Origin of the sequence: Aeromonas sp. R2-2 (genome assembly GCF_040908355.1) — a bacterium.
GTDB classification, from domain to species: domain Bacteria; phylum Pseudomonadota; class Gammaproteobacteria; order Enterobacterales; family Aeromonadaceae; genus Aeromonas; species Aeromonas veronii.
In genome coordinates this window covers 1-21,919 of sequence record NZ_JBFODQ010000081.1, presented here as the reverse complement: position 1 = coordinate 21,919, position 21,919 = coordinate 1, and the positions used below count along the sequence as shown (strand labels likewise).

At 45.2% G+C, this 21,919-nt stretch carries 14 protein-coding genes and 1 pseudogene; 14 read left to right on the top strand and 1 reads right to left on the bottom strand.

From position 1 onward, the window contains the following. The first annotated feature begins 9 nt into the window (after positions 1 to 9). The 14 genes and pseudogenes from AB5Z09_RS17565 to AB5Z09_RS17500 all read left to right on the top strand — a co-directional run. Positions 10 to 1,371, top strand: coding sequence for a phosphomannomutase CpsG (locus AB5Z09_RS17565; RefSeq protein WP_368195850.1), 1,362 nt, complete (start codon positions 10 to 12; stop codon positions 1,369 to 1,371). Positions 1,372 to 1,375: 4 nt separating this feature from the next. Then, a complete protein-coding gene (locus tag AB5Z09_RS17560) occupies positions 1,376 to 2,173 on the top strand; it encodes an ABC transporter permease (RefSeq protein WP_368195849.1) in 798 nt (265 codons plus the stop codon). Continuing rightward, complete coding sequence (locus tag AB5Z09_RS17555; RefSeq protein WP_368195848.1) at positions 2,173 to 3,480, top strand: ABC transporter ATP-binding protein; 1,308 nt, start codon at positions 2,173 to 2,175, stop codon at positions 3,478 to 3,480. The genes AB5Z09_RS17560 and AB5Z09_RS17555 overlap by 1 nt, the downstream gene beginning before the upstream one ends. A 2-nt stretch (positions 3,481 to 3,482) precedes the next feature. After that, complete coding sequence (locus AB5Z09_RS17550) at positions 3,483 to 5,660, top strand: methyltransferase domain-containing protein (protein WP_368195847.1); 2,178 nt, start codon at positions 3,483 to 3,485, stop codon at positions 5,658 to 5,660. Continuing rightward, a complete protein-coding gene (locus tag AB5Z09_RS17545; protein WP_368195846.1) occupies positions 5,660 to 9,409 on the top strand; it encodes a glycosyltransferase in 3,750 nt (1,249 codons plus the stop codon). The genes AB5Z09_RS17550 and AB5Z09_RS17545 overlap by 1 nt, the downstream gene beginning before the upstream one ends. Before the next feature lie 25 nt (positions 9,410 to 9,434). Continuing rightward, positions 9,435 to 10,472, top strand: a complete 1,038-nt coding sequence (gene gmd, locus AB5Z09_RS17540; protein WP_368195845.1) for a GDP-mannose 4,6-dehydratase — start codon at positions 9,435 to 9,437, stop codon at positions 10,470 to 10,472. Positions 10,473 to 10,532: 60 nt separating this feature from the next. After that, a complete protein-coding gene (locus tag AB5Z09_RS17535) occupies positions 10,533 to 12,575 on the top strand; it encodes a DUF6311 domain-containing protein (protein ID WP_368195844.1) in 2,043 nt (680 codons plus the stop codon). Between the two features lie 45 nt (positions 12,576 to 12,620). Then, positions 12,621 to 13,511, top strand: coding sequence for a GDP-mannose 4,6-dehydratase (locus AB5Z09_RS17530; protein WP_368195843.1), 891 nt, complete (start codon positions 12,621 to 12,623; stop codon positions 13,509 to 13,511). Then, complete coding sequence (locus tag AB5Z09_RS17525) at positions 13,508 to 14,650, top strand: glycosyltransferase family 4 protein (RefSeq protein ID WP_368195842.1); 1,143 nt, start codon at positions 13,508 to 13,510, stop codon at positions 14,648 to 14,650. Before AB5Z09_RS17530 ends, AB5Z09_RS17525 begins: the two co-directional genes overlap by 4 nt. Beyond that, positions 14,650 to 15,774, top strand: a complete 1,125-nt coding sequence (locus AB5Z09_RS17520; RefSeq protein WP_368195841.1) for a glycosyltransferase family 4 protein — start codon at positions 14,650 to 14,652, stop codon at positions 15,772 to 15,774. Before AB5Z09_RS17525 ends, AB5Z09_RS17520 begins: the two co-directional genes overlap by 1 nt. Before the next feature lie 19 nt (positions 15,775 to 15,793). Then, positions 15,794 to 16,744, top strand: coding sequence for an NAD-dependent epimerase/dehydratase family protein (locus tag AB5Z09_RS17515; protein WP_368195868.1), 951 nt, complete (start codon positions 15,794 to 15,796; stop codon positions 16,742 to 16,744). Continuing rightward, positions 16,744 to 17,769, top strand: coding sequence for a glycosyltransferase family 4 protein (locus tag AB5Z09_RS17510; protein WP_368195840.1), 1,026 nt, complete (start codon positions 16,744 to 16,746; stop codon positions 17,767 to 17,769). The genes AB5Z09_RS17515 and AB5Z09_RS17510 overlap by 1 nt, the downstream gene beginning before the upstream one ends. Then, the gene (locus tag AB5Z09_RS17505; protein WP_368195839.1) at positions 17,766 to 19,751 is read left to right on the top strand and encodes a polysaccharide biosynthesis protein; all 1,986 of its coding nucleotides are present in this window, start codon (positions 17,766 to 17,768) and stop codon (positions 19,749 to 19,751) included. The genes AB5Z09_RS17510 and AB5Z09_RS17505 overlap by 4 nt, the downstream gene beginning before the upstream one ends. 306 nt (positions 19,752 to 20,057) lie before the next feature. Beyond that, a pseudogene (locus AB5Z09_RS17500) lies at positions 20,058 to 20,834 on the top strand (IS5-like element IS5 family transposase); the annotation flags it as partial. 32 nt (positions 20,835 to 20,866) lie between these two features. Here AB5Z09_RS17500 and AB5Z09_RS17495 read toward each other — a convergent pair. Then, on the bottom strand, positions 20,867 to 21,814 hold the full coding sequence (locus AB5Z09_RS17495) for an IS30-like element ISAeca1 family transposase (RefSeq protein WP_012564931.1): 948 nt from the start codon (positions 21,812 to 21,814) through the stop codon (positions 20,867 to 20,869). Positions 21,815 to 21,919: the final 105 nt, after the last annotated feature.

Below are 21,919 nucleotides of genomic sequence, written 5' to 3'. Positions count from 1 at the left end.
GACATAATAATGAATTTAACCTGTTTTAAAGCGTACGATATTCGTGGGAAATTAGGCGAAGAACTCAACACCGACATTGCCTACCGCATAGGTCGTGCGGCAGCACAACATTTGAATGCAAAAACAATGGCAATCGGTGGCGATGTCAGACTCACCAGTGAAGAGTTGAAACAGGCCTTGGCCAAAGGGATCATGGATGCTGGCTGTGATGTGATTGACCTAGGCATGACGGGTACAGAAGAGACCTATTTCGCAGCGTTTACGCTAGATATTGATGGTGCTATTGAGGTGACAGCCAGTCATAACCCAATGGACTATAACGGTATGAAATTGGTAGGGCGGGGCGCATCCCCAATTAGTGGTGATAGTGGTTTGAATGATATCCGAGCATTGGCTGAATCGGGGGAGTTTTCTGCCACGCCACAACTCGGCTCTCTGACCAAATTGTCGATTCTCGATGATTATGTTGAACATTTGTTGACTTATATTGAGCCATCGAAATTGCGACCACTAAAATTGGTTGTGAATGCCGGTAATGGTGCCGCGGGCCATGTTATCGATGCTATTGAGCAGCGATTTAATACACTTAATGTCCCCGTCGAATTCATAAAAATCCATCACGAAGAAGATGGCAACTTCCCTAATGGTATTCCTAATCCATTGCTACCAGAGAATCGTTCCGCAACAGCAGATGCGGTAAAGGAGCATGGCGCAGATATGGGGATAGCGTGGGATGGCGATTTTGACCGCTGTTTCCTGTTTGATGAGAATGGCGAGTTTATCGAAGGATACTACATCGTTGGATTGTTGGCTGAGGCATTTTTGGCCAGTCATCCTGGTGAGAAAATAATTCATGATCCACGACTGACTTGGAATACTATCGATGTGGTCAAACAGGCGAGTGGCGTTCCTGTGCTGAGTAAAACCGGCCATGCCTTTATCAAGGAACGTATGCGCTTGGAAAATGCTATATATGGTGGTGAAATGAGTGCGCATCACTATTTCCGTGATTTTGGTTATTGTGATAGTGGTATGATCCCCTGGTTATTGGTCGCTCAATTGTTGACAGTCAAGCAAGCCTGCTTGTCGAGCTTGGTCAATGAACGTGTGGCTGCTTATCCATGTAGCGGTGAGATTAATTACCGAGTTAGTGACTCGGCTAAGGTTATCTCGCGTATTGAAGCTAAATATGCACCGCAAGCCTTGGCGGTTGATCGCACTGATGGATTGAGTATTGAACTGAATGATTGGCGTTTGAATGTACGTACTTCAAACACAGAACCATTATTACGTTTAAATATCGAGAGCCGAGCTGATGAAGCAAAAGTATGGCAAGCTGTAACTGAAGTAGAAGCATTGATCAAGGAATAATTTGATGTCAGTTGCGATGGTAAAAGCGCTGTGGACTTACCGAGGATTTATCCTCGGTAATGTCAAACGCGAATTTCAAGTCAAGTATCAAAACACATTATTGGGTGCTGCGTGGAACATCATCAACCCACTGGCGATGATCATTGTTTATACGGTGATTTTTTCAAATGTGATGCGCGCCAAGTTGCCAGGCGTGGATCACACCTTTGCCTATAGTATTTACTTGTGTGCCGGGGTATTAACGTGGGGGTTGTTTGCCGAGATTGTAGGCCGTAGCCAGAATGTGTTTTTAGAAAATGCCAATTTATTGAAAAAAATTAGCTTCCCACGTTTGTGTTTGCCGGTTACGGTAATTTTGAATGCGTTGCTAAATTTTTCAATTGTGTTTGGTTTGTTTTCGCTTTTTTTATTAGTGGTGGGGATGTTCCCCGGTGTGCAGTATTTAGCGTTGTTACCCGTTTTGGCGATCTTGATTTTGTTTGCCATTGGTTTGGGCATGACACTGGGTGTGCTAAATGTTTTTTTTCGTGATATTGGCCAGTTTTTTGGTATCGCCTTGCAGTTCTGGTTCTGGCTTACCCCGATAGTTTACCCCGCGGATATTTTGCCTGAGGCGATTAAGCCCTATATGGCGCTGAACCCGGTGGCACCGATAGTCGCTGCTTGCCAGCAGATCTTGGTGCAGGGGGCTTGGCCGCAGTGGCAAAGTTTGTGGCCAGTGGCGTTAATCGGTGCCTTCTTGACGATGCTCGGTTTTTCTTTATTCCGCAAACATGCGGGTGAAATGGTGGATGAACTGTAATGGGGATGATCAAGGTTAATCAGTTGGGTAAGGCGTATAAGCAATACCCGACGCGCTGGGCGCGTTTGGCGGAGTGGATGTTGCCGGGCAAAAAGCCCAGGCACAGTTTGAAGTGGGTCATGCAAGATGTGAGTTTTTCTATTCAGCCTGGTGAGTCGGTCGGCATTATGGGAGTCAATGGTGCAGGTAAAAGCACTCTGCTTAAGATGATAACCGGCACCACTCAGCCAACAACTGGCAATATTGAAACAACAGGGCGGGTTGCAGCTATGTTAGAGCTAGGGATGGGGTTCCATCCCGATTTTACTGGCCGACAGAATGTGTTCATGGCTGGGCAGCTGCTTGGTTATTCAATAAATGACTTGCATAACCTTATGCCAGAAATAGAAGCTTTTGCTGAAATTGGTAATTATATAGATCAGCCACTGCGCATGTACTCTAGTGGTATGCAAATGCGCTTGGCCTTCAGTTTGGCTACAGCACGTCGGCCAGATATATTGATTGTAGATGAAGCTCTTTCTGTTGGTGATGCATATTTTCAGGCAAAGTGCTACCAGCGAATTAATCAATATAAGGAAGCAGGGACTACTTTGCTTCTTGTTTCACATAGCGCTGGCGATATAGTTAAGCATTGCGAACGAGCCATTTTGCTTAAAAATGGTCATGTTGAACTCGATGGTGCTTCTCGCGATGTTAGTAATCGCTATCTTGACGAGATGTTTGGTAAAAAAATAAATAATACTGTAAGCGACAATAAAAACCCTGACTCATTGATGTCGCGGGATTTTTCTGAAGGTGTAGCTGATATATTTAGTACTAGACCAGGATATCGCAAGGAGGAGCATCGTTGGGGAAAAGGAGGAGCAGAGATCATTGATTATCTTATAATCGCAGATAATCAATGTTATCCTCCTAGAATCGAGGGGAATGAGAAAACTGACTTTTATTTTAAAGTAAAATTTGATGCTGATTTTAAAAGTGTGGTGCCTGGTCTTTTAATAAAGACAATTGAGGGGGTTTTCTTATATGGAACCAATTCTTTTATTTCGACTCAAGGAAGTGAGTATATTTATGCTTCGGAAGGTGAGGTGAAAACGTTTCGTTTTTCATTGCCATTAACTCTCAATGAGGGGCATTACCTTATATCATTTGGAATTTCATCGGGTGATCCATTAAAAGAACTGGTGCCATTAGATCGTCGATATGATTCTATTTTGTTGTATGTTGGAAAAATAGTCCAGTTTTGGGGGATTGTAGACCTAGAAGCTTCATTTGCCTGCGTCCAAAATTTAACAGAGGAAAAATGATCATGATTGAGGAACTGGTATCCGCATTGCCGGAAGTGTATCAGCCCATCTATCGCCACCAGGAGCTTTCTGGACAAGTTTCTCGATCGTGCGAAGATCGCCTTAAACATATTTTTCGCGTTCATGATGCCTTGCGAAATTTGCTTGGTCGGCCAATAAGAGTAATTGACCTTGGCTGTGCGCAGGGTTTTTTTAGTCTCAATCTAGCTAAGCGTGGTGCAGTTGTTCATGGTGTCGATTTTCTCGACAAAAATGTGGCTGTATGCAGAGCGCTGGCTGAAGAAAATCCCGATCTGAATACAAATTTTGAAACAGGTCGTATTGAAAATGTCATCGATACTTTAGAACCCAATAAATACGATCTGGTGCTTGGTCTAAGTGTTTTCCATCATATTGTTCATGAACATGGTGTTAGTTCCGTAAAAGAAATGCTCAATCGTTTAGCAAGTCAATGTGGTGTTTTAATCCTTGAATTGGCATTGCGTGAGGAGCCTTTATATTGGGGGCCGAGTCAGCCAGAGACACCGATGGTGTTGTTAGACGATTTAGCATTTGTGCATAAGATTGCAAGCCATTCAACTCATCTTGCTGATCTACCTAGACCATTTTTTATCGCTAGTAATCGCTATTGGGTAATTGATACCGTAGCTGATGAGTTCTATCGTTGGTCAGAAAACCCACATGCGTTGGCTGGTGGTTGTCATGCAGGTAGTCGGCGTTATTTTTTTGGTCAAAATTATATTCTTAAAAAATATTCATTTAATAATGATAATGCTGTTATCAATAAGGCAGAGTTTAAAAATGAGGTCAATTTTTTTAAGAATCCGCCACCAGATTTTCATACGCCTAGGGCCATTTTTTCGGAGGGAAATGAGCAACTTGAGCAAGAAGCATTAATTGCTATAGAAAAACTACCTGGTCGTTTGCTGCTTGAACTTTTGCAGGAAGGGCAAGATTTGGATAGTTATGCGATTATAATATCAGTGCTTGATAAACTTGTAATTCTAGAGAATGCTGGCTTTTATCATAATGATGTTCGCACATGGAATATACTCGTATCAGATAGCGGAGAAATCAATTTAATTGACTTTGGTTCAATCTCTAAAATAGCTGAGGATTGTGTATGGCCAAAAAATATTTTCCTTTCATTTTTTATATTTATTCGAGAGCTCTTAACTGGTGTTGTTGATAATCCTGTTCCACTAAGAACAATATCAATCAGTCCTTTCAGATTGCCTAGCCCTTATGATAATGTTGCGTTAAAGTTATGGAACCGCCCACTTAATGAGTGGTCTTTTAAATTATTACGTAAAGCATTAATCGATATTAATCCAAATGATGCATATGAATCATTGGTTGATCCACATGATGCTTGGATGAAAGCAATTGAAGAGGCAATACAGGTACAAAAAAAAGAACATAATTATGTGAATAATGTAAACATCCACTTCCAAAAAATAGTATTGGAAACACAAGAAAAGGCAAGGGAATTGCAGGAGCAGTTAATAAGTAAACAAGATCAAATACGGGAATTGCTGGAGCAGCTAATAAGTAAACAAGATCAAACTCGGGAATTGCAAGAGCAGCTAATAAGTGAACAAGAGCAAACACGGGAATTGCAAGAGCAGCTAATAGGTGAACAAGAGCAAACACGGGAATTGCAAGAGCAGCTAATAAGTGAACAAGAGCAAACACGGGAATTGCAAGTGCGGCTAATAAGTGAACAAGAGCAAGCACGAGAAGCGCAAGAGCAGGTGCGTGAATCGCAAGCGTTTGCAGAAGAATTTCATCAGCGCTTATTAGCGGTCTATGCCAGCACTTCTTGGCGGCTAACTCGGCCGATACGTGGTATAAAACGCGTACTAGGCGGCGATATGTCATTTTTCAAGCAGGCATTCGCGGTTTTAGTTTTAAAAATAAAAATACTTATGCGACCTTGGCTAATCAACGCGATTCATTATATTAATCGCAAGCCGTCAGTCGCATTGCATTTGAAGAGTAATCTGGCACGTTTCCCTTGGTTAAAACAGCGGTTGATGCGGATTGTTATCAATCAGCAACCCTGCAGTAAAATTTCAGTTGCAGTGCCAACCGAAATTTCAAATTTAACACCCAGAGCCCAACAAATATATAAAGAACTGCAACGGGCGATTGAATTAAAAAATAAAGGTGGAAAATAATGCGTATTGTTATTGATATGCAGGGGGCGCAAAGCGAAAGCCGCTTTAGAGGGATTGGACGTTACACCATGGACTTCGCGCGTGCGGTGGTGCGTAACCGTGGTGAGCATGAAGTTATTTTGGCGCTATCCGGTCTGTTGCCGGATTCGATCGAGCCGATTCGCGCAGCTTTTAATGACATCTTGCCGCAAGAAAATATTCGGGTGTGGTATGCGCCGGGACCAGTCAAGGAAGTCGAGCCAGCTAATGGCACTCGACGAGAGGTGGCCGAACTGGTGCGCGAGGCATTTCTGGCAAGTCTTTGTCCAGATGTAATTCATGTCACAAGTCTGTTCGAAGGCTACGTGGATGATGCGGTGACAAGCATCGGAAGGCTCGATTCTCGCACTCCGGTAAGTGTCAGCCTTTACGACCTGATTCCGTTGCTCAATCCAGACCAGTACCTGAAACCGAACCAGAATTACGCAACCTATTACGATCGAAAACTTAAATCGCTAAAACAAGCTGCTGTGTATTTAGCCATCTCGGCACATGCAAGGCAGGAGGGTTTGGATTGTCTCGGTGTGGACGCAGAACGCTTTGAAAACATTTCGACAGCGATTGCGCCGGAGTTTCAGGTGGTCGAGATAGATGCTTCGACTTCCGCCACGCTATGCAACAGACTAGGTCTTAACCGTCCGTTCGTCCTATATACGGGCGGCGCTGACGAGCGCAAGAACCTCCCTCGCCTGATCGAAGCCTGGGCAAAGTTACCTGCTGTTCTGCGGGAATCTCACCAGTTGCTTTTGGCCGGTAAAATGCCGGACGGAAATGTCGAGGATCTACAGCACATCGCCAAGCGAAACGGCCTGCAAAATGACGAACTGCTCTTTAGTGGCTATGTCAGTGATGACGAGCTAGTCCAGCTTTATAATCTGTGCAAACTCTACGTATTCCCGTCTTGGCACGAAGGATTCGGTTTGCCTGCATTGGAGGCAATGGCTTGCGGCGCACCTGTCATCGGTTCTAATACCTCCAGCTTACCTGAAGTTATCGGTTGGCCAGACGCTCTTTTTGACCCCTTCGATGTTGCTTCCATATCTAACAAGATGGCTCAATCTCTCGGTGACGAAGCATTCTGTGTTCGACTCAGGGATAACGGTTTTCAACAAGCTAAAAAATTCTCTTGGGAAAAAACGGCCAAACTGGCCATTGCTGCATGGGAAGGCTTGAAGAAAAATAATTTGAAGCAATCTTTTTTGCCATCAAACTATAGTAAAAAGCCTCGGCTTGCATTTGTTTCCCCTATGCCACCAGAACGAACGGGAATAGCTGACTACAGCGCAGAGCTACTTACTGTATTAGCTGACTATTATGACATTGAATTGATTGTTGACCAACATGACGTTGAACTAACGTTTGCAGACACTTTTAATGTTCGAGATGTTAAGTGGCTTATCGACAATGTCCAATCTATTGATCGAGTTATTTATCAGATGGGAAACTCACCATTTCATAAGCATATGCTAGAGCTTATGAAATGTATTCCAGGGGTTGTCGTTTTGCATGATTTTTACTCCAGTGGATTGATCTCTTGGTCTGAACAGCATTGGGGAATATATAATGCGTGGTCAAAAGGACTGTACTTGTCGCATGGATACCAAGCGGTATATGAAAAGATTTTCTCTCCAGAATTAACCAAGCTCAAATACCCAACTAATTGGGAAGTAATACAGCATGCGCTAGGGATTATTGTTCATTCTGAATATAGCAAAACTTTAGCAAAAACATGGTATGGCATTCATTTTGATGAAAGATGGAGTGTTATCCCTCTTTTGAGGTCTTCAAGTGAAGACATTAATAAATTGGATGCTCGAAATCAGTTGAGCATCAATTCAGATGATTTTGTTGTGTGTAGTTTTGGTTTTATCGATTCCACAAAACTTAGCCATAGGTTGCTTGATGCATGGTTAAAGAGTTCACTTTGTAAAAAAAGTAACTGCTTTCTCATTTTTGTAGGAGATAACCATGGCGGAGATTATGGAGAAGAATTAAATAAAAAAATAAAATCAAGCCAACTATCATCTAATATCAAAATTACTGGGTTTGCTTCTAAATTTGATTTTGAACACTACCTTAGTGCGGCAGATGTAGCAGTACAGTTGAGGACTCATTCTCGTGGGGAGACTTCTGCCGCTGTGCTTGATAGTATGAATCATGAATTACCGGTGATTGTTAATGCAAATGGTTCTATGGCTGAACTAGAATCTAAATCTGTTTATTTATTACCTGACGAATTTACGGATGAGGATTTAGTCTCAGCCCTTGAGGATCTATGGGCTGATAATGAGCGCCGATCTGAAATGGGTAAGCGTGCTAAGTCTGTGATTAGAGAGAAACATGATCCGATAAAGTGTGCTAGGTTATATGCGGATGCAATTGAACAATTTTATTTAAAACAGGAAGGTTCACTTTCTACTTTAATAAATCACCTAAGCTGTCATGATGGATTAGATTCACTCGAACTGATGGACTTATCTGATGCATTAGCAAAGAATTATCCCTTAGCTTCCTCCAAAAAACGTCTTTTCTTGGATATAACAGCTACGCATACTAATGATCTTAAAACCGGAATAGAACGAGTTGTTAGATCCCTAGTGCAAACACTTCTTAGAGAAAACATAGACAATTATCGAGTTGAACCAGTATACCTATCTAGAATAAGTGGTCAATGGCGGTATGTATATGCAAGAAAGTATACTTGCAGATTATTAAATATACCAGAAGACACATTAGAAGATGAAGTTATAGATGCATGCGCAGGTGATATTATACTTGGTTTGGATCTATCTGGTTCAGCAATCATAGATAGTTCAGATGCTGGGTATATTCAAAGCCTTAGGGAACTTGGTGTTTTATTCTATTTTATTGTGTATGATCTTATTCCTGTTAGATTACCTGAAGTATTTCCACCTGATGCAAGTATAAACCATGCAAAATGGTTGGAAAGAGTATCATTATTGGATGGTGTAATTGGTATATCGAAACATGTTTCCGAAGATTTTTCGAAGTGGGTCAGCGAAAATGGATTGCATTATGGTAGAAAGCGATCATTTAAGTTAGACTATTTTCATCTTGGAGCTGATATAGAAAACTCCGTTCCGTCTAAAGGTCTACCTTCGAATTATTCAGACGTAATAGAACGGATGAAAGAACGTGTTTCATTCTTGATGGTTGGAACTATAGAACCTCGCAAAGCATATGCCGATATACTTAAAGCTTTCGAAGATCTATGGAATGCTGGTACTGATGTAAATTTAGTTATAGTTGGTAAAGAAGGTTGGATCGGGTTACCTGATGAAATGAGAAGAGATATCCCTAGGACTATAGCTAAACTGAAAGGTCACCCAGAGAATGGCAATAGACTGTTCTTTCTTGATGGTATTAGCGATGAGTTTTTGAATTTAATTTACTCCAGTTGTGATTGTTTGGTTGCAGCTTCGTATGACGAAGGTTTTGGTTTGCCCCTGATCGAAGCCGCTCAGAAAAAGTTGCCAATCATGGCGCGAGACATTCCGGTGTTCCGAGAGGTGGCTGGTGAATATGCAGAATATTTTAATGCGGATACGCCAGGACAACTTGCACAAGCTATCCAAATTTGGTTGTTAAGATATGAGCAGGGTATAATTCGTTCATCTGAAAATATGCCTTGGCTAACTTGGCAGCAAAGTGCACAACAATTATTAAGTAAAATTTTGCCATCAACTTAAATGGCGTTGTTAAGAGGACGTTAAATTGAATAGAAATGCAATTATCACCGGTATCACAGGGCAAGACGGCGCTTATCTGGCCGAGTTATTGTTAGAAAAAGGCTATACCGTTTATGGTACCTATCGTCGCACCAGTTCAGTGAACTTTTGGCGGATTGAAGAGTTGGGCATTGCCAAGCACCCTAACCTGCATTTGGTTGAATATGATCTGACTGATTTGTCTGCCAGCATTCGCTTGTTGCAAACCACCCACGCGACCGAGGTGTATAACCTGGCAGCACAAAGCTTTGTGGGGGTTTCTTTTGACCAACCCGCGACTACGGCCGAGATAACCGGTATTGGCCCGCTCAATTTACTGGAAGCTATTCGTATCGTTAACCCGAAGATCCGTTTCTACCAGGCATCAACCTCTGAGATGTTCGGCAAAGTGCAGGCTATCCCACAGGTGGAAGATACGCCCTTCTACCCGCGCAGTCCTTATGGGGTTGCCAAGCTGTATGCTCACTGGATCACCATTAACTATCGTGAGAGCTATGGTATTTTCGGTTGCAGCGGTATTTTGTTTAACCACGAATCGCCACTGCGTGGTCAGGAGTTTGTAACTCGTAAGATCACCGACTCAGTTGCCAAGATCAAACTCGGCAAGCTGGATGTGCTCGAGTTGGGCAATCTCGATGCCAAGCGCGATTGGGGCTTTGCCAAAGAGTACGTTGAAGGTATGTGGCGTATGCTGCAAGCTGACGAGCCAGATACCTTTGTGCTGGCCACCAACCGCACCGAAACCGTGCGAGATTTTGTTGCTATGGCATTTAAAGCGGCGGGTTTTACTCTGCGCTTTGAGGGTGAAGCGGAACAGGAAGTGGGCATTGACGTTGCTACTGGCAAGGTGTTGGTAAAGGTTAACCCGAAGTTCTATCGCCCAGCTGAAGTTGAATTGCTAATTGGCAATCCAGCCAAAGCCAAAGAAGTGTTAGGTTGGGAGCCCAAAACCACGCTGGAGGAATTGTGCCAGATGATGGTAAATGAAGATCTGCGCCGCAATCAACAGGGATTTAGCTTCTAATATATTTGGTCGATGAGTTTTTTCTCATCGACCATTTTTATTATTTTAAGGTAGAAAATAGTGTATTCATATTTCAATAAAATGATGTTATCCGAGCGTGGAGCATTTCTTTCTTATAGTATTGCAATATTAATTTCAATTTTTATTGTTTTTAATTTGTATACTCTAGATTTTGTTTTAGGTGATAGCACATATTTTACATCGGGCGATGCCGCTCAGCATGCTGCTGGCGCATTATTTTATTTGCATGACAGTTGGCACTTTCCGCTTTTATTAACAAGAAATATGAATTGGCCAGAAGGTATAAATATTGCCTATATGGATAGCATTCCGTTAGCGGGTCTTTTTTTTAAATTATTAAAATATTTTTTGCCTGCAAATTTTCATTATATTGGCTTGTGGCATGTTATTGTGTTTTTGTCACAAGCGATCGCTGTTACTTATCTGTTTAGAGCGCTAAATTTCAAAAGTATCTTTTCGATTGTCATTGCTGTTATCTTCTGTTTGGTTAGCCCCCCATTATTATTTAGATTGGGGCATACAGCACTGATGACTCATAGCTTATTAATATTCTCCTTTTCATTTTATATTAATTATATTAAAGGGTGCTGGAGCGAAACATCACTTATTTCTGCTTTTTCATCCATATTGGTTCTGGGATTGCTCATTCACCCATATTTTGTACCGATGATATATCCTATTTTCATCGCTGCAATATGGAGAGGGCGCAATGTAAAATATGGTTTTTTAAATAAAGTTTACAAATCAATAATTCCTGTTGTGATATTTTTATTTTTTTCCTGGTTTTTTGGCTATATAGGTACGGGCATAAGCGCTAGTACTGGTGGATTTGGAATATATTCATTTAATCTTTCTTCACCATTTTGTGGTGGACGTTTAATTCAGTGTGATTTTCCAAGCCAGCAATATGAAGGGTTTTCATATTTTGGACTGGGATTGATTTTTTTGTTATTTTATTCACTCTTAGTGCATTTTACAAAATGCATGGTCTTAATAAGAAATAATATTTTGTTTTCAATTATTATGTTGTTGTTTGTGTTGTATGCAGCATCCAATAATGTTTATATTGAAAACCATAATGTTCTAAGTTATCCACTGCCAAATTTCTTTGATAAAATAACGAGTGTTTTTAGGGCGAGTGGACGTTTTATATGGCCACCATTCTATGCTGTTCTTTTTTTATCTCTTTTTGTCGTTTTAAAAGATAGTTCTAAGTTTAGCCGTTTTTTTTTGGTTCTAGTTACCCTGTTACAAATATGGGATACTGCTGAAATTCGGGAGCGTGTGATTAATGTGACACACCAGAAAAACGATCCCAGTGAAGTTGATAGTAACCTTAAAAACATTGCATTCCAATTTGACCATATAATAGTTTTACCTGATTTTGGCTGTAAGGACACCCCTCTGGATTATTATTTAAGCATGCAGCGCCTTGCTGCGGCAGAAAATAAGACAATTAACACCGGTTATACGGCACGTTCAAATCCAAATTGTATGACAATGCAGGGTTACCTAGATACTATCCTTCCTAAACGGATTTTGCTGGTCATGGAACCAGAAATGTCATTAAATCTATCTTCGACAGTAAGGGATAACTGTGTTGTTCAAGATAATCGATTAATCTGTTTGGATGAGTATTCATTTGAAAGATGGTTAGAGATATTCCCATCGGGTAAATTGCCAATGTTACCCAAGCCTATAAAATATAATCATGAGTATGACCATCGTTCTAATGAGATTCTTTTCAAGACTGGGTGGTCGTTAGCAGAACAAAATCACAGGTGGTCAAATGGATATCGTTCAGAGTTTTCGCTCATGCTTGATAAGCATTCTGAAGACTGTAGACTTTTTATAAAAGGATTTACTTTTCATAATCAAAATGTCAAATTATTAATCAATGGTAAAGTTGAATTTGAGGGTTTTCTCGATGGTCCCTTTGAATTAAAAGCTAATATTGACTCAAATGTTCAAGGTAAACAGTTAGATGCGATAATTTTCTTACCAGATGCGCGCAAGCCTGATGGTGACAATCGACATGTAGCATTAGCGGTTCAGTTTATTGGGGTAAACTGTGGCATATAATACTATCAATGACTTGTTTAAATTGGTGATGTCTAAAGGTTTGATATGAAAAAACAACGTGTGCTAATTACTGGTATCCAGGGTTTCACTGGTCACTATATGTCTGCGGAAATGACTGATGCCGGTTATGAGGTTTTTGGTGTAGGAGTTATTCCTAGTGATGCTTCCAATTATTATCAAGCAGATTTAAATGATAAAACCACTTTGGCTAAGGTGATCGACCAAATAAAACCAGATGTGGTCATTCATTTGGCAGCCTTGGCTTTTGTTGGCCATGGCGATGCCAATGGTTTTTATCAGGTCAATTTGCTTGGCACCCGAAATTTACTTGACGTGTTGGCCAGTGCTCACCATCAACCGCAAGCCGTTTTGTTAGCCAGCAGTGCCAATATTTACGGAAATCGCTCCGAAGGGATGCTTTCTGAACAAACCTTGCCTGACCCTGCCAATGATTATGCGGTGAGTAAATTAGCCATGGAGCATATGGCCAAGCTGTGGATGGATCGCTTACCGATTATCATTACTCGCCCGTTTAACTACACTGGCGTCGGGCAAACGGATAACTTCTTGTTGCCTAAAATCGTCTCGCACTTTAAGAAAAATGCCGATGTCATTGAACTGGGTAACCTTGATGTGTGGCGAGATTTTAGTGATGTTCGTACCTTGGTTAACGCATACCGCCGTTTAATTGAAGCCAAGGCATTTGGCCAAACCGTGAACGTGTGCTCTGGTAAAACCCACAGCCTTCGAGAAGTGATGGCCATGTGCGAGATGATCACCGGCCAAAAGATGAGCATTGAAGTTAACCCTGCCTTTGTGCGCGCCAATGAAGTAAAAACACTGTGTGGTGATGCCAGTTTATTACGCTCTTTAATTGGTGATTGGCAGACACATGATTTAACAGACACGTTGCGCTGGATGTTAGCCCAAGCATGAAGGTGATTTTATCTGTCGAGCCGATCCGCTTTCCGTTGACCGGTATCGGCCGTTACACATGGGAGCTGGCGTCAGCACTGCAACAAACCTCTGCGATAGACCATCTGGCGTTTTTTTCTGGTCGGCGATTTATTTCCAAATTGCCAACAGCACAAGAAAAGGCGGCCAATAGCCATTCGCTAAAACGTTGGGTGCAATCTAGCCATCTCGCATCTGAAGCCTATCGGTTATTGATGCCTTTTTTACGTAAGCAGCTATTAAAAGGACATGAAGACTTTCTCTATCATGGTCCTAATTTCTTTTTGCCCCCCTTTGCGGGCAAAAAAGTCGCCACCTTCCATGATCTTTCTCCATTCACCTGGTCGCAATGCAATACCCCTCAGCGGATCAGGTTCATTCAAAAGGAGTGTTTAAATACCCTGGCCACTGCCGATGCCCTGATCACCGATTCGCTTTACAACCGACAAGAGTTAGCTAATTACTTTAACTGGCCAATCGAGCGTATTTTCGCCGTTCCGTTGGCCTGCTCGGCTGATTTTCAACCCAGGAGTTCGGCGCTATGCCAAGCAGTGTTGCAACGATATAACCTGAGTTATCAAGGCTATTCGCTCTATGTGGGTACTATAGAGCCGCGTAAAAACTTATCGGTATTGCTGGATGCCTATTCCAGATTGCCGTTAGCCACTCGGCAGCGTTATCCCTTGGTATTGACCGGCTATCAGGGGTGGCAAAATGAACAGATTATGGAGAAAATTAGCCAAGCGCAGCAACAGGGATGGGCACGTTATCTTGGATTTTTACCTGCTGCCGATTTGCCTATTCTATTTTCTGGCGCTAAAGCATTCTGTTTCCCCTCTCTCTATGAAGGGTTCGGCCTGCCGGTATTAGAGGCGATGGCTTCTGGTGTTCCGGTGGTTTGCTCGAATTCCTCTTCATTACCTGAAGTGGTTGGTGAGGCCGGTTTGATGTGCGCCCCGCAAGATACGGTCACGTTCAGTGAGTTATTGCTCACCAGTTTGGAAGATGACATTTGGCGCAGCCAAGCGATCACTAATGGATTGCTACAATCACAGCAATTTTCTTGGCAAAGGTGTGCTGAGCAAACGCTGGCGGTTTATCAAAAGGTATTAGAAAGCTAATGCGGATCCTTCATTTTTTTAAAACATATTACCCAGATGCCTTTGGTGGTATTCAGCAAGTTATTTATCAATTAGCCGAAGGGGCAGTGCAAGCGGGTGCCCATGTTGATGTATTAACCTTAAGTGCTAAACATCCTAAGCAAACATATTCCATTGCCAACCACACAGTGCACACAGCAAAACAAGATTTTTATATCGCCTCAACCGGCTTATCGTGGTCTGCGATAACGCAGTTTAAAGCACTCGTAGCGCAGGCTGATGTGATCCATTACCACTTTCCATGGCCTTATATGGATATGGTTCACCAGCTGGTTCGCCCGAATAAACCCTGCGTAGTGAGCTACCATTCCGATATCGTAAAACAAAAGTATCTGTTGCAGCTTTATCAACCGCTGATGATGCACTTCCTTAAGAATGTGGATGCCGTAGTTGCTGCAGCACCAAATTACGTACAAACCAGCTCGGTGCTGCAATCACTTGATCGAGAAATTGAAGTTATTCCATATGGTTTAGATGAAAAGTCATATAGCCAACCCGCTTTGAGTACCTTAAGCAAGTGGAAAACCCAACTGCCAGAAAAGTTTTATTTATTTATTGGCTTTTTGCGTTATTATAAGGGGTTGTCTTTTCTGTTGGAAGCACTGAAAGAGCTAGATTATCCCTTGGTGGTCATCGGTGAGGGGCCGTGTGAGCTGGAGTTAAAACAGCAGGCGGAAAAACTGCAACTTAAAAATATTCATTTTGTCGGGCCTGTGCCCGACGAAGATAAAAATGCGTTATTGACCTTGTGTTACGCTGTGGTATTTCCATCTCATCTGCGCTCTGAAGCATTTGGTATGACTTTGTTAGAGGCATCAATGTATGGTAAACCAATGATTACTTGCGAAATTGGTACAGGCACTACATATATCAATCTGCATGGTGAAACCGGCTTGGCAGTTGAGCCAGCAAATAGTGAGGCTCTCTCATCTGCAATGAAAAAGTTATGGGATGATCAAGATGAAGCCGAGCGTATGGGGAAAAATGCAAAGGCTAGATTTGAACATAACTTTACTGCCGATGTCATGATTGATAAATATATGACATTATATGAAAAAGTTATCTCAAATTATTATTCATCTTGAAATGCCTATCTCAAACTGTATGTCCATACCTAGAATTCTTGTCACAGGTGCCAACGGATTTGTAGGCAAGGCGGTCTGTGAACACTTGCTGGCGCTGGGGGCGAATGTTAGAGGAGCGGTGCGAAGTCACCCGCTGGCTTCTTACCATCTTCATGCTCCCTCTCTGACTGCGGATGCCAACTGGACAGCCCAATTACAACAGGTGGATGTGGTTGTTCACTGTGCTGCCAGGGTGCACGTGATGTCGGATACCGCGACAGATCCCCTGGCAGCATTTCGAGCGGTGAATACAGAGGGCACCCTCGCTCTTGCCCGGCAGGCTGCTGAGGCTGGGGTGAAGCGCTTCATCTTTATCAGTTCGATTAAAGTGAATGGCGAGCAGACCGAGCCAGGCAAGCCATTTGATGAGCATGTGCAGAGTCTGCCAGAAGATCCCTATGGACGCTCTAAGTATGAGGCGGAGCTGGGTCTCATGGCGCTCGCGAAAGAGTGCGATATGGCTGTTACCATTATTCGTCCTCCTCTTATTTATGGGGAAGGGGTGAAGGCTAACTTTGCCAGTATGATGACGTGGGTGCGCAAAGGGATCCCGCTCCCTTTTGCCCGTTTGACCAATGCGCGTAGCCTGTTAGCGTTGCCGAATCTGTGTGACTTCATTGCCCATGCGATGGAGCACCCTGCCGCAGTGAACCAGGTCTTTTTAGTCGCAGATCCTGTCGCAGTGTCGACGTCTCAGTTGTTGGCGGCGATTGCAGAAGCAGAAGGAGTTAGCTGTCGGCTCTTTTATCTCCCACCAGGAGTAATAAGAGGGCTTGGACGCTGTTTGGGGATTGATGCCAAGCTACAACGGATTTATGGCTCTCTGGAAATGAATACCCGCAAGGCTCAGAGCCGATTACAATGGTCGGCACCCTGTTCGCTCTCTCAGACCTTATCTCTGATGGCGTCAATCCATAGTGAGTCGTCTTGATGCTGGCATTTGTTTTGTTGTCGATATTTTGTCTTTTTCTTTCAATTACCATGACCGGCCTGCTCAGGCGCTACGCCCAGACCCGCTTGCTTGACCAACCCAATCATCGCAGTTCGCATCAGGTGCCTACCCCGAGAGGCGGTGGCATGGCTATCGTGGCGACCTTTCTGCTGGCAGCCCCGTTGTTTGTTACCCTGATCCCACTGCCCGCCGGCATATCCCAGAGCAGCTTTGCATTGATATGGGCTGCGGCGCTGGGCATTGCATTGGTTGGTTTTATCGATGACCACATCTCTCTCAAGCCTCGAACCCGCCTGATTGTGCAGAGCATGGCGGCCGCTTTGGTGGTTTCTGCGGTTAATGGTTTGCCAGCGCTGACCTTCTTTGGTTGGCAGCTCGATCTGGCCTGGTTTGGTTACCTGCTGGTCTGGCTGGGGGTGATCTGGTTTATCAATCTCTACAACTTTATGGATGGCATCGATGGCTTGGCGGCAGGTGAAGGCGTTGTCGTCTGTCTATTCATGACGTTATTTCACTATCTGGTTGGGGGGGAGTGGTCGTCTGCCAGTTTGATCCTGCTACTGGGGATTTCGGCGGCTGGCTTCTTGTGCTGGAATTTTCCGCCCGCCAGGATCTTTATGGGTGATGGTGGCAGCGGATTTCTTGGCTTGATGCTGGCTTCCCTGATGCTGCTGGATGCCGCTTCTGCGCCTCAATTCCTGTGGGCATGGCTCGTCATGCTCGGAGTCTTTGTGGTTGATGCGACTTGGACGTTACTGAATCGCTATCGTCTGAAATGTCGTCTGAGCGAGGCGCATCGTACTCATGGCTATCAATATCTGGCGAGGCGTTGGCAGAGCCATCGAAACGTAACCTTGGCTGTGCTTCTTATAAATAGCCTCTGGCTTGCGCCGATCGCTGTCATGATTGTATTGGGCCAGCTCGATGGTGTGAGCGGTCTGGTCATTGCCTACTTGCCGTTAGCTTTTCTTGCGTATCACCTGAATGCAGGAGTACCAGAATGAGAAATGAGCTTTTACCCGGTGGGAGCTGGCTACTGACTTGCCTGGGCTCCCTGTCACGAGCCAGCAAGCGTGTCATCTCTGTCGCCGTTGATATGCTCTTGATCACCATGACCTATTGGGGTGCGTACTGGATCCGGCTTGAACACAACTGGCCCATCGATAGCCCGCATCACTGGGCACTGCTTGGCGCAATTATCATTGTCAGCATCAGTTTGTTTGTAAGGCTGGGGCTTTATCGCGCAGTGCTGCGATACGTCAGCTTTCGGGTGCTATGGACAATCTCGCTAGGGGCATTTCTTTCAACCTGTTTCTTTGTTCTCTCTGCGTTTTACTTTGATATCTTTCTGCCGAGAACGGTCTCGGTTATCTATCTCTCCTTTTTGGTGTTACTGGTCGGCGGTGTGCGGCTGTTTTTCCGGGCGCTCCTTAATACCACCCGTTTGGCTCGTACCCAGGTGTTGATCTATGGCGCGGGTTCTTCGGGTCGACAGCTTCAAATGGCCTTGTTGCAAGGTAATGAGTTTTATCCCGTCGCCTTTATTGATGACGATCCCGCCAAACAGGGATGCGTGATCCAGGGCTGTACCGTTTATCACAGTGCTCAGTTGCCAGCCCTGATTGACCACCATGGGGTACAGAAGATCTTGCTGGCTATGCCGAGCAGCACCAGAGCGCGTCGTCAGGAGGTGATCAATGCACTTGAGCCCCTCTCTTGCGAAGTACTCTCTATCCCGGGAATGGCCGATCTGGTCAATGGCTCGGCTCGCATAGATCAGCTCAATGAGGTTTCCATCGACGATCTGTTGGGCAGAGATCCGGTAGAGCCTGTGACCACCTTGATGGAAGCCAATATCAAGGGCAAAGCGGTCATGGTGACAGGTGCCGGTGGCTCCATTGGTTCTGAGCTCTGTCGCCAAATCTTGCGGTGCCGGCCATCCACTCTGGTTCTGTTCGAACTATCCGAATACGCCCTCTATGTCCTGCACAAAAACCTGCGGGAGCAGTGTCAGCGTGAAGAAATCGAAACGGATCTGGTGCCGTTACTGGGCTCAGTGCAGCGCCAGCATCGTCTCAAGACTGTGATGCAGAGCTTCAGGATCCAGACCGTCTACCATACGGCTGCTTACAAACATGTCCCGCTGGTTGAGTTCAACATCATTGAAGGGGTACGTAACAACGTATTCGGCACTCTTTATGCGGCACAGGCGGCCATTGAGGCAGGGGTGGAAACATTCGTGCTTATCTCTACCGATAAAGCCGTGCGGCCAACCAACACCATGGGGGCCAGCAAGCGTCTGGCCGAGTTGATCTTGCAAGCCTTGACCCGCGAGAAGCATAGCACCCGTTTTTGTATGGTGCGTTTTGGCAATGTTCTCGGATCTTCCGGCTCAGTGGTGCCGTTATTCAGACAGCAGATAGATAAAGGGGGGCCCATCACCCTGACTCACCCCGATATCATCCGTTACTTTATGACGATACCTGAGGCTGCCCAGCTGGTGATCCAGGCTGGCGCCATGGGGGAGGGGGGCGATGTCTTTGTGCTCGATATGGGTCAACCGGTACGGATCATGGAACTGGCCAAACGCATGATACGCCTCAGCGGTCTGACACTGCGTGATGAGCAGCGGCCCGATGGGGATATTGCCATCGAGGTGACGGGGTTGCGGCCGGGTGAAAAGCTCTACGAAGAGTTACTGATTGGTGATGATGCCAGAGGAACCGAGCATCCCCGGATCATGGTGGCACAAGAGAGCTGGCTGCCCTGGTCGCGACTGCGCCCCTTGCTGGCCTCACTGGATGATGCTTGTCAGCGTTTTGACCAACAGCAAGTGCGCGACATCCTGATGCATGCTCCGGCAGCCTTTGAACCGACGGATGGTATTTGTGATCTGGTGTGGCTGGCCAAGCAGCAGCTACCGCCAAGCGATAATGTTGTTAAATTGCCCTCACATAGCATAGATTTCTTGCTTGCCAATCAATAGCTTTTATTCAATTGACCATCCTTGGGCAGTTTTGTTTGACGCAGGCCCAACTACGCGTTGAGAGTTGCGTTAACAAGTTGAATCTACAGCGATGTACTTGATTGAATCGAGATGTTTTACAACCAAATCCGGTGCCATGGTTCCAATAATGGGCTGTCGCCGGTAGAGTTTGAAAAGCAGTTCAATGTTCAACGGCGTTGTTTCCCAAATCGATGCAGTTTGAAGGGAACTTACCGAGGGAAGGTGCGAACAAGTCCCTGATATGAGATCATGTTTGTCATCTGGAGCCATGAAAAAGGGTTCATCATGAGTCATCAGCTCACCTTCGCCGACAGTGAATTCAGCAGTAAGCGCCGTCAGACCAGAAAAGAGATTTTCTTGTCCCGCATGGAGCAGATTCTGCCATGGCAAAACATGGTGGAAGTCATCGAGCCGTTTTACCCCAAGGCTGGTAATGGCCGGCGACCTTATCCGCTGGAAACCATGCTACGCATTCACTGCATGCAGCATTGGTACAACCTGAGCGATGGCGCGATGGAAGATGCTCTGTACGAAATCGCCTCCATGCGTCTGTTTGCCCGGTTATCCCTGGATAGCGCCTTGCCGGACCGCACCACCATCATGAATTTCCGCCACCTGCTGGAGCAGCATCAACTGGCCCGCCAATTGTTCAAGACCATCAATCGCTGGCTGGCCGAAGCAGGCGTCATGATGACCCAAGGCACCTTGGTCGATGCCACCATCATTGAGGCACCCAGCTCGACCAAGAACAAAGAGCAGCAACGCGATCCGGAGATGCATCAGACCAAGAAAGGCAATCAGTGGCACTTTGGCATGAAGGCCCACATTGGTGTCGATGCCAAGAGTGGCATGACCCACAGCCTAGTCACCACCGCGGCCAACGAGCATGACCTCAATCAGCTGGGTAATCTGCTGCATGGAGAGGAGCAATTTGTCTCAGCCGATGCCGGCTACCAAGGGGCGCCACAGCGCAAGGAGCTGGCCGAGGTGGATGTGGACTGGCTGATCGCCGAGCGCCCCGGCAAGGTAAGAACCTTGAAACAGCATCCACGCAAGCGCGAATTCAACTTCGAAGTGCAATTCCCGATTAAAAATCAGGCTGCTTTCAGAAGTTCGTCAAAAACCACCTGTGGCTGTTTGAATCCCAAGCATTTGCGCGGCCTGAAGTTCAGCCGCTTTTCGACGGCTGACAGTGCCTCTGCTGTCACCACACTCAAATCACTGCCTTTGGGCACATATTGCCGCAGCAGACCATTGCTATTCTCATTCTGTCCCCGTTCCCATGCACTGTATGGATGCGCAAAGTACACCTGCGCTTCCAGCTCTGCTGCAACACGTTCATGTTCGACAAACTCGCTACCATTGTCAGCTGTGATGGTATGGACATGTGCCTGGTAGGGTTTCAGCATGCTGATAATGGTGTCCGCCACCGCGCTGGCTGTTTTGCTGGGAACGTATTGAACCAGGTAGAGCCGGCTCTTACGCTCCAACAGACTCACTATTGCACCGCTGCCTTGCTTACCCAACACGGTATCGACTTCCCAATCTCCCACACGGCTCCGCTCATTGACTATCGCAGGGCGTTCATCAATCGATACCGGATTGGGAATGACACTGCGTTTGCTGTTCTTACCCTTGCGATAGCGTTTGTGACCCTGACGCAGATGCCGGTATAGCGTGCCACCGTTGGCCTTGTCGCGTGCCACATAGCGGTATATCCACTCGTGGCTAACCGGGCAGTTAATCATGTCTCCAACGCCACTGATTTGCTCGGGACTCCAGTCCGCGACCAGCGCCATGCAAACAAAGTCGATGGTATCAGACGGGACAGTACGCTTCTGACTCGTCAGCCGTCGTGCCGTGGCAAGTTGGTGAGCCTGCTGCGGCTGATAGGCCTGCCCAGCACAATTACGACGAAGCTCACGACTGATAGTCGATGGATGAACCCCGAGCTGTTTGGCAATGCGGGCCTGTGACAGGCCATGGTCACGGAGGCAGGCAATCTGGTATCGTAGCCCCTCGGTCAACTGCTGGTATTTCATGGTGTATCGCTTTGTTTCTTTGGCGAGAAGAAGCGTACCCTAACTGGTAGTTGACCGCCTCTCTCCTATGCACCATGGGCATTGCACTTATTATCTGAATTCACG

Bases quoted from the DNA above. Each gene is read 5' to 3' on its own strand.
- AB5Z09_RS17565 (WP_368195850.1), top strand. From the start codon at position 10: ATGAATTTAACCTGTTTTAAAGCGTACGATATTCGTGGGAAATTAGGC.
- AB5Z09_RS17560 (WP_368195849.1), top strand. From the start codon at position 1,376: ATGTCAGTTGCGATGGTAAAAGCGCTGTGGACTTACCGAGGATTTATC.
- AB5Z09_RS17555 (WP_368195848.1), top strand. From the start codon at position 2,173: ATGGGGATGATCAAGGTTAATCAGTTGGGTAAGGCGTATAAGCAATAC.
- AB5Z09_RS17550 (WP_368195847.1), top strand. From the start codon at position 3,483: ATGATTGAGGAACTGGTATCCGCATTGCCGGAAGTGTATCAGCCCATC.
- AB5Z09_RS17545 (WP_368195846.1), top strand. From the start codon at position 5,660: ATGCGTATTGTTATTGATATGCAGGGGGCGCAAAGCGAAAGCCGCTTT.
- AB5Z09_RS17530 (WP_368195843.1), top strand. From the start codon at position 12,621: ATGAAAAAACAACGTGTGCTAATTACTGGTATCCAGGGTTTCACTGGT.
- AB5Z09_RS17525 (WP_368195842.1), top strand. From the start codon at position 13,508: ATGAAGGTGATTTTATCTGTCGAGCCGATCCGCTTTCCGTTGACCGGT.
- AB5Z09_RS17520 (WP_368195841.1), top strand. From the start codon at position 14,650: ATGCGGATCCTTCATTTTTTTAAAACATATTACCCAGATGCCTTTGGT.
- AB5Z09_RS17515 (WP_368195868.1), top strand. From the start codon at position 15,794: ATGTCCATACCTAGAATTCTTGTCACAGGTGCCAACGGATTTGTAGGC.
- AB5Z09_RS17510 (WP_368195840.1), top strand. From the start codon at position 16,744: ATGCTGGCATTTGTTTTGTTGTCGATATTTTGTCTTTTTCTTTCAATT.
- AB5Z09_RS17505 (WP_368195839.1), top strand. From the start codon at position 17,766: ATGAGAAATGAGCTTTTACCCGGTGGGAGCTGGCTACTGACTTGCCTG.
- AB5Z09_RS17495 (WP_012564931.1), bottom strand. From the start codon at position 21,814: ATGAAATACCAGCAGTTGACCGAGGGGCTACGATACCAGATTGCCTGC.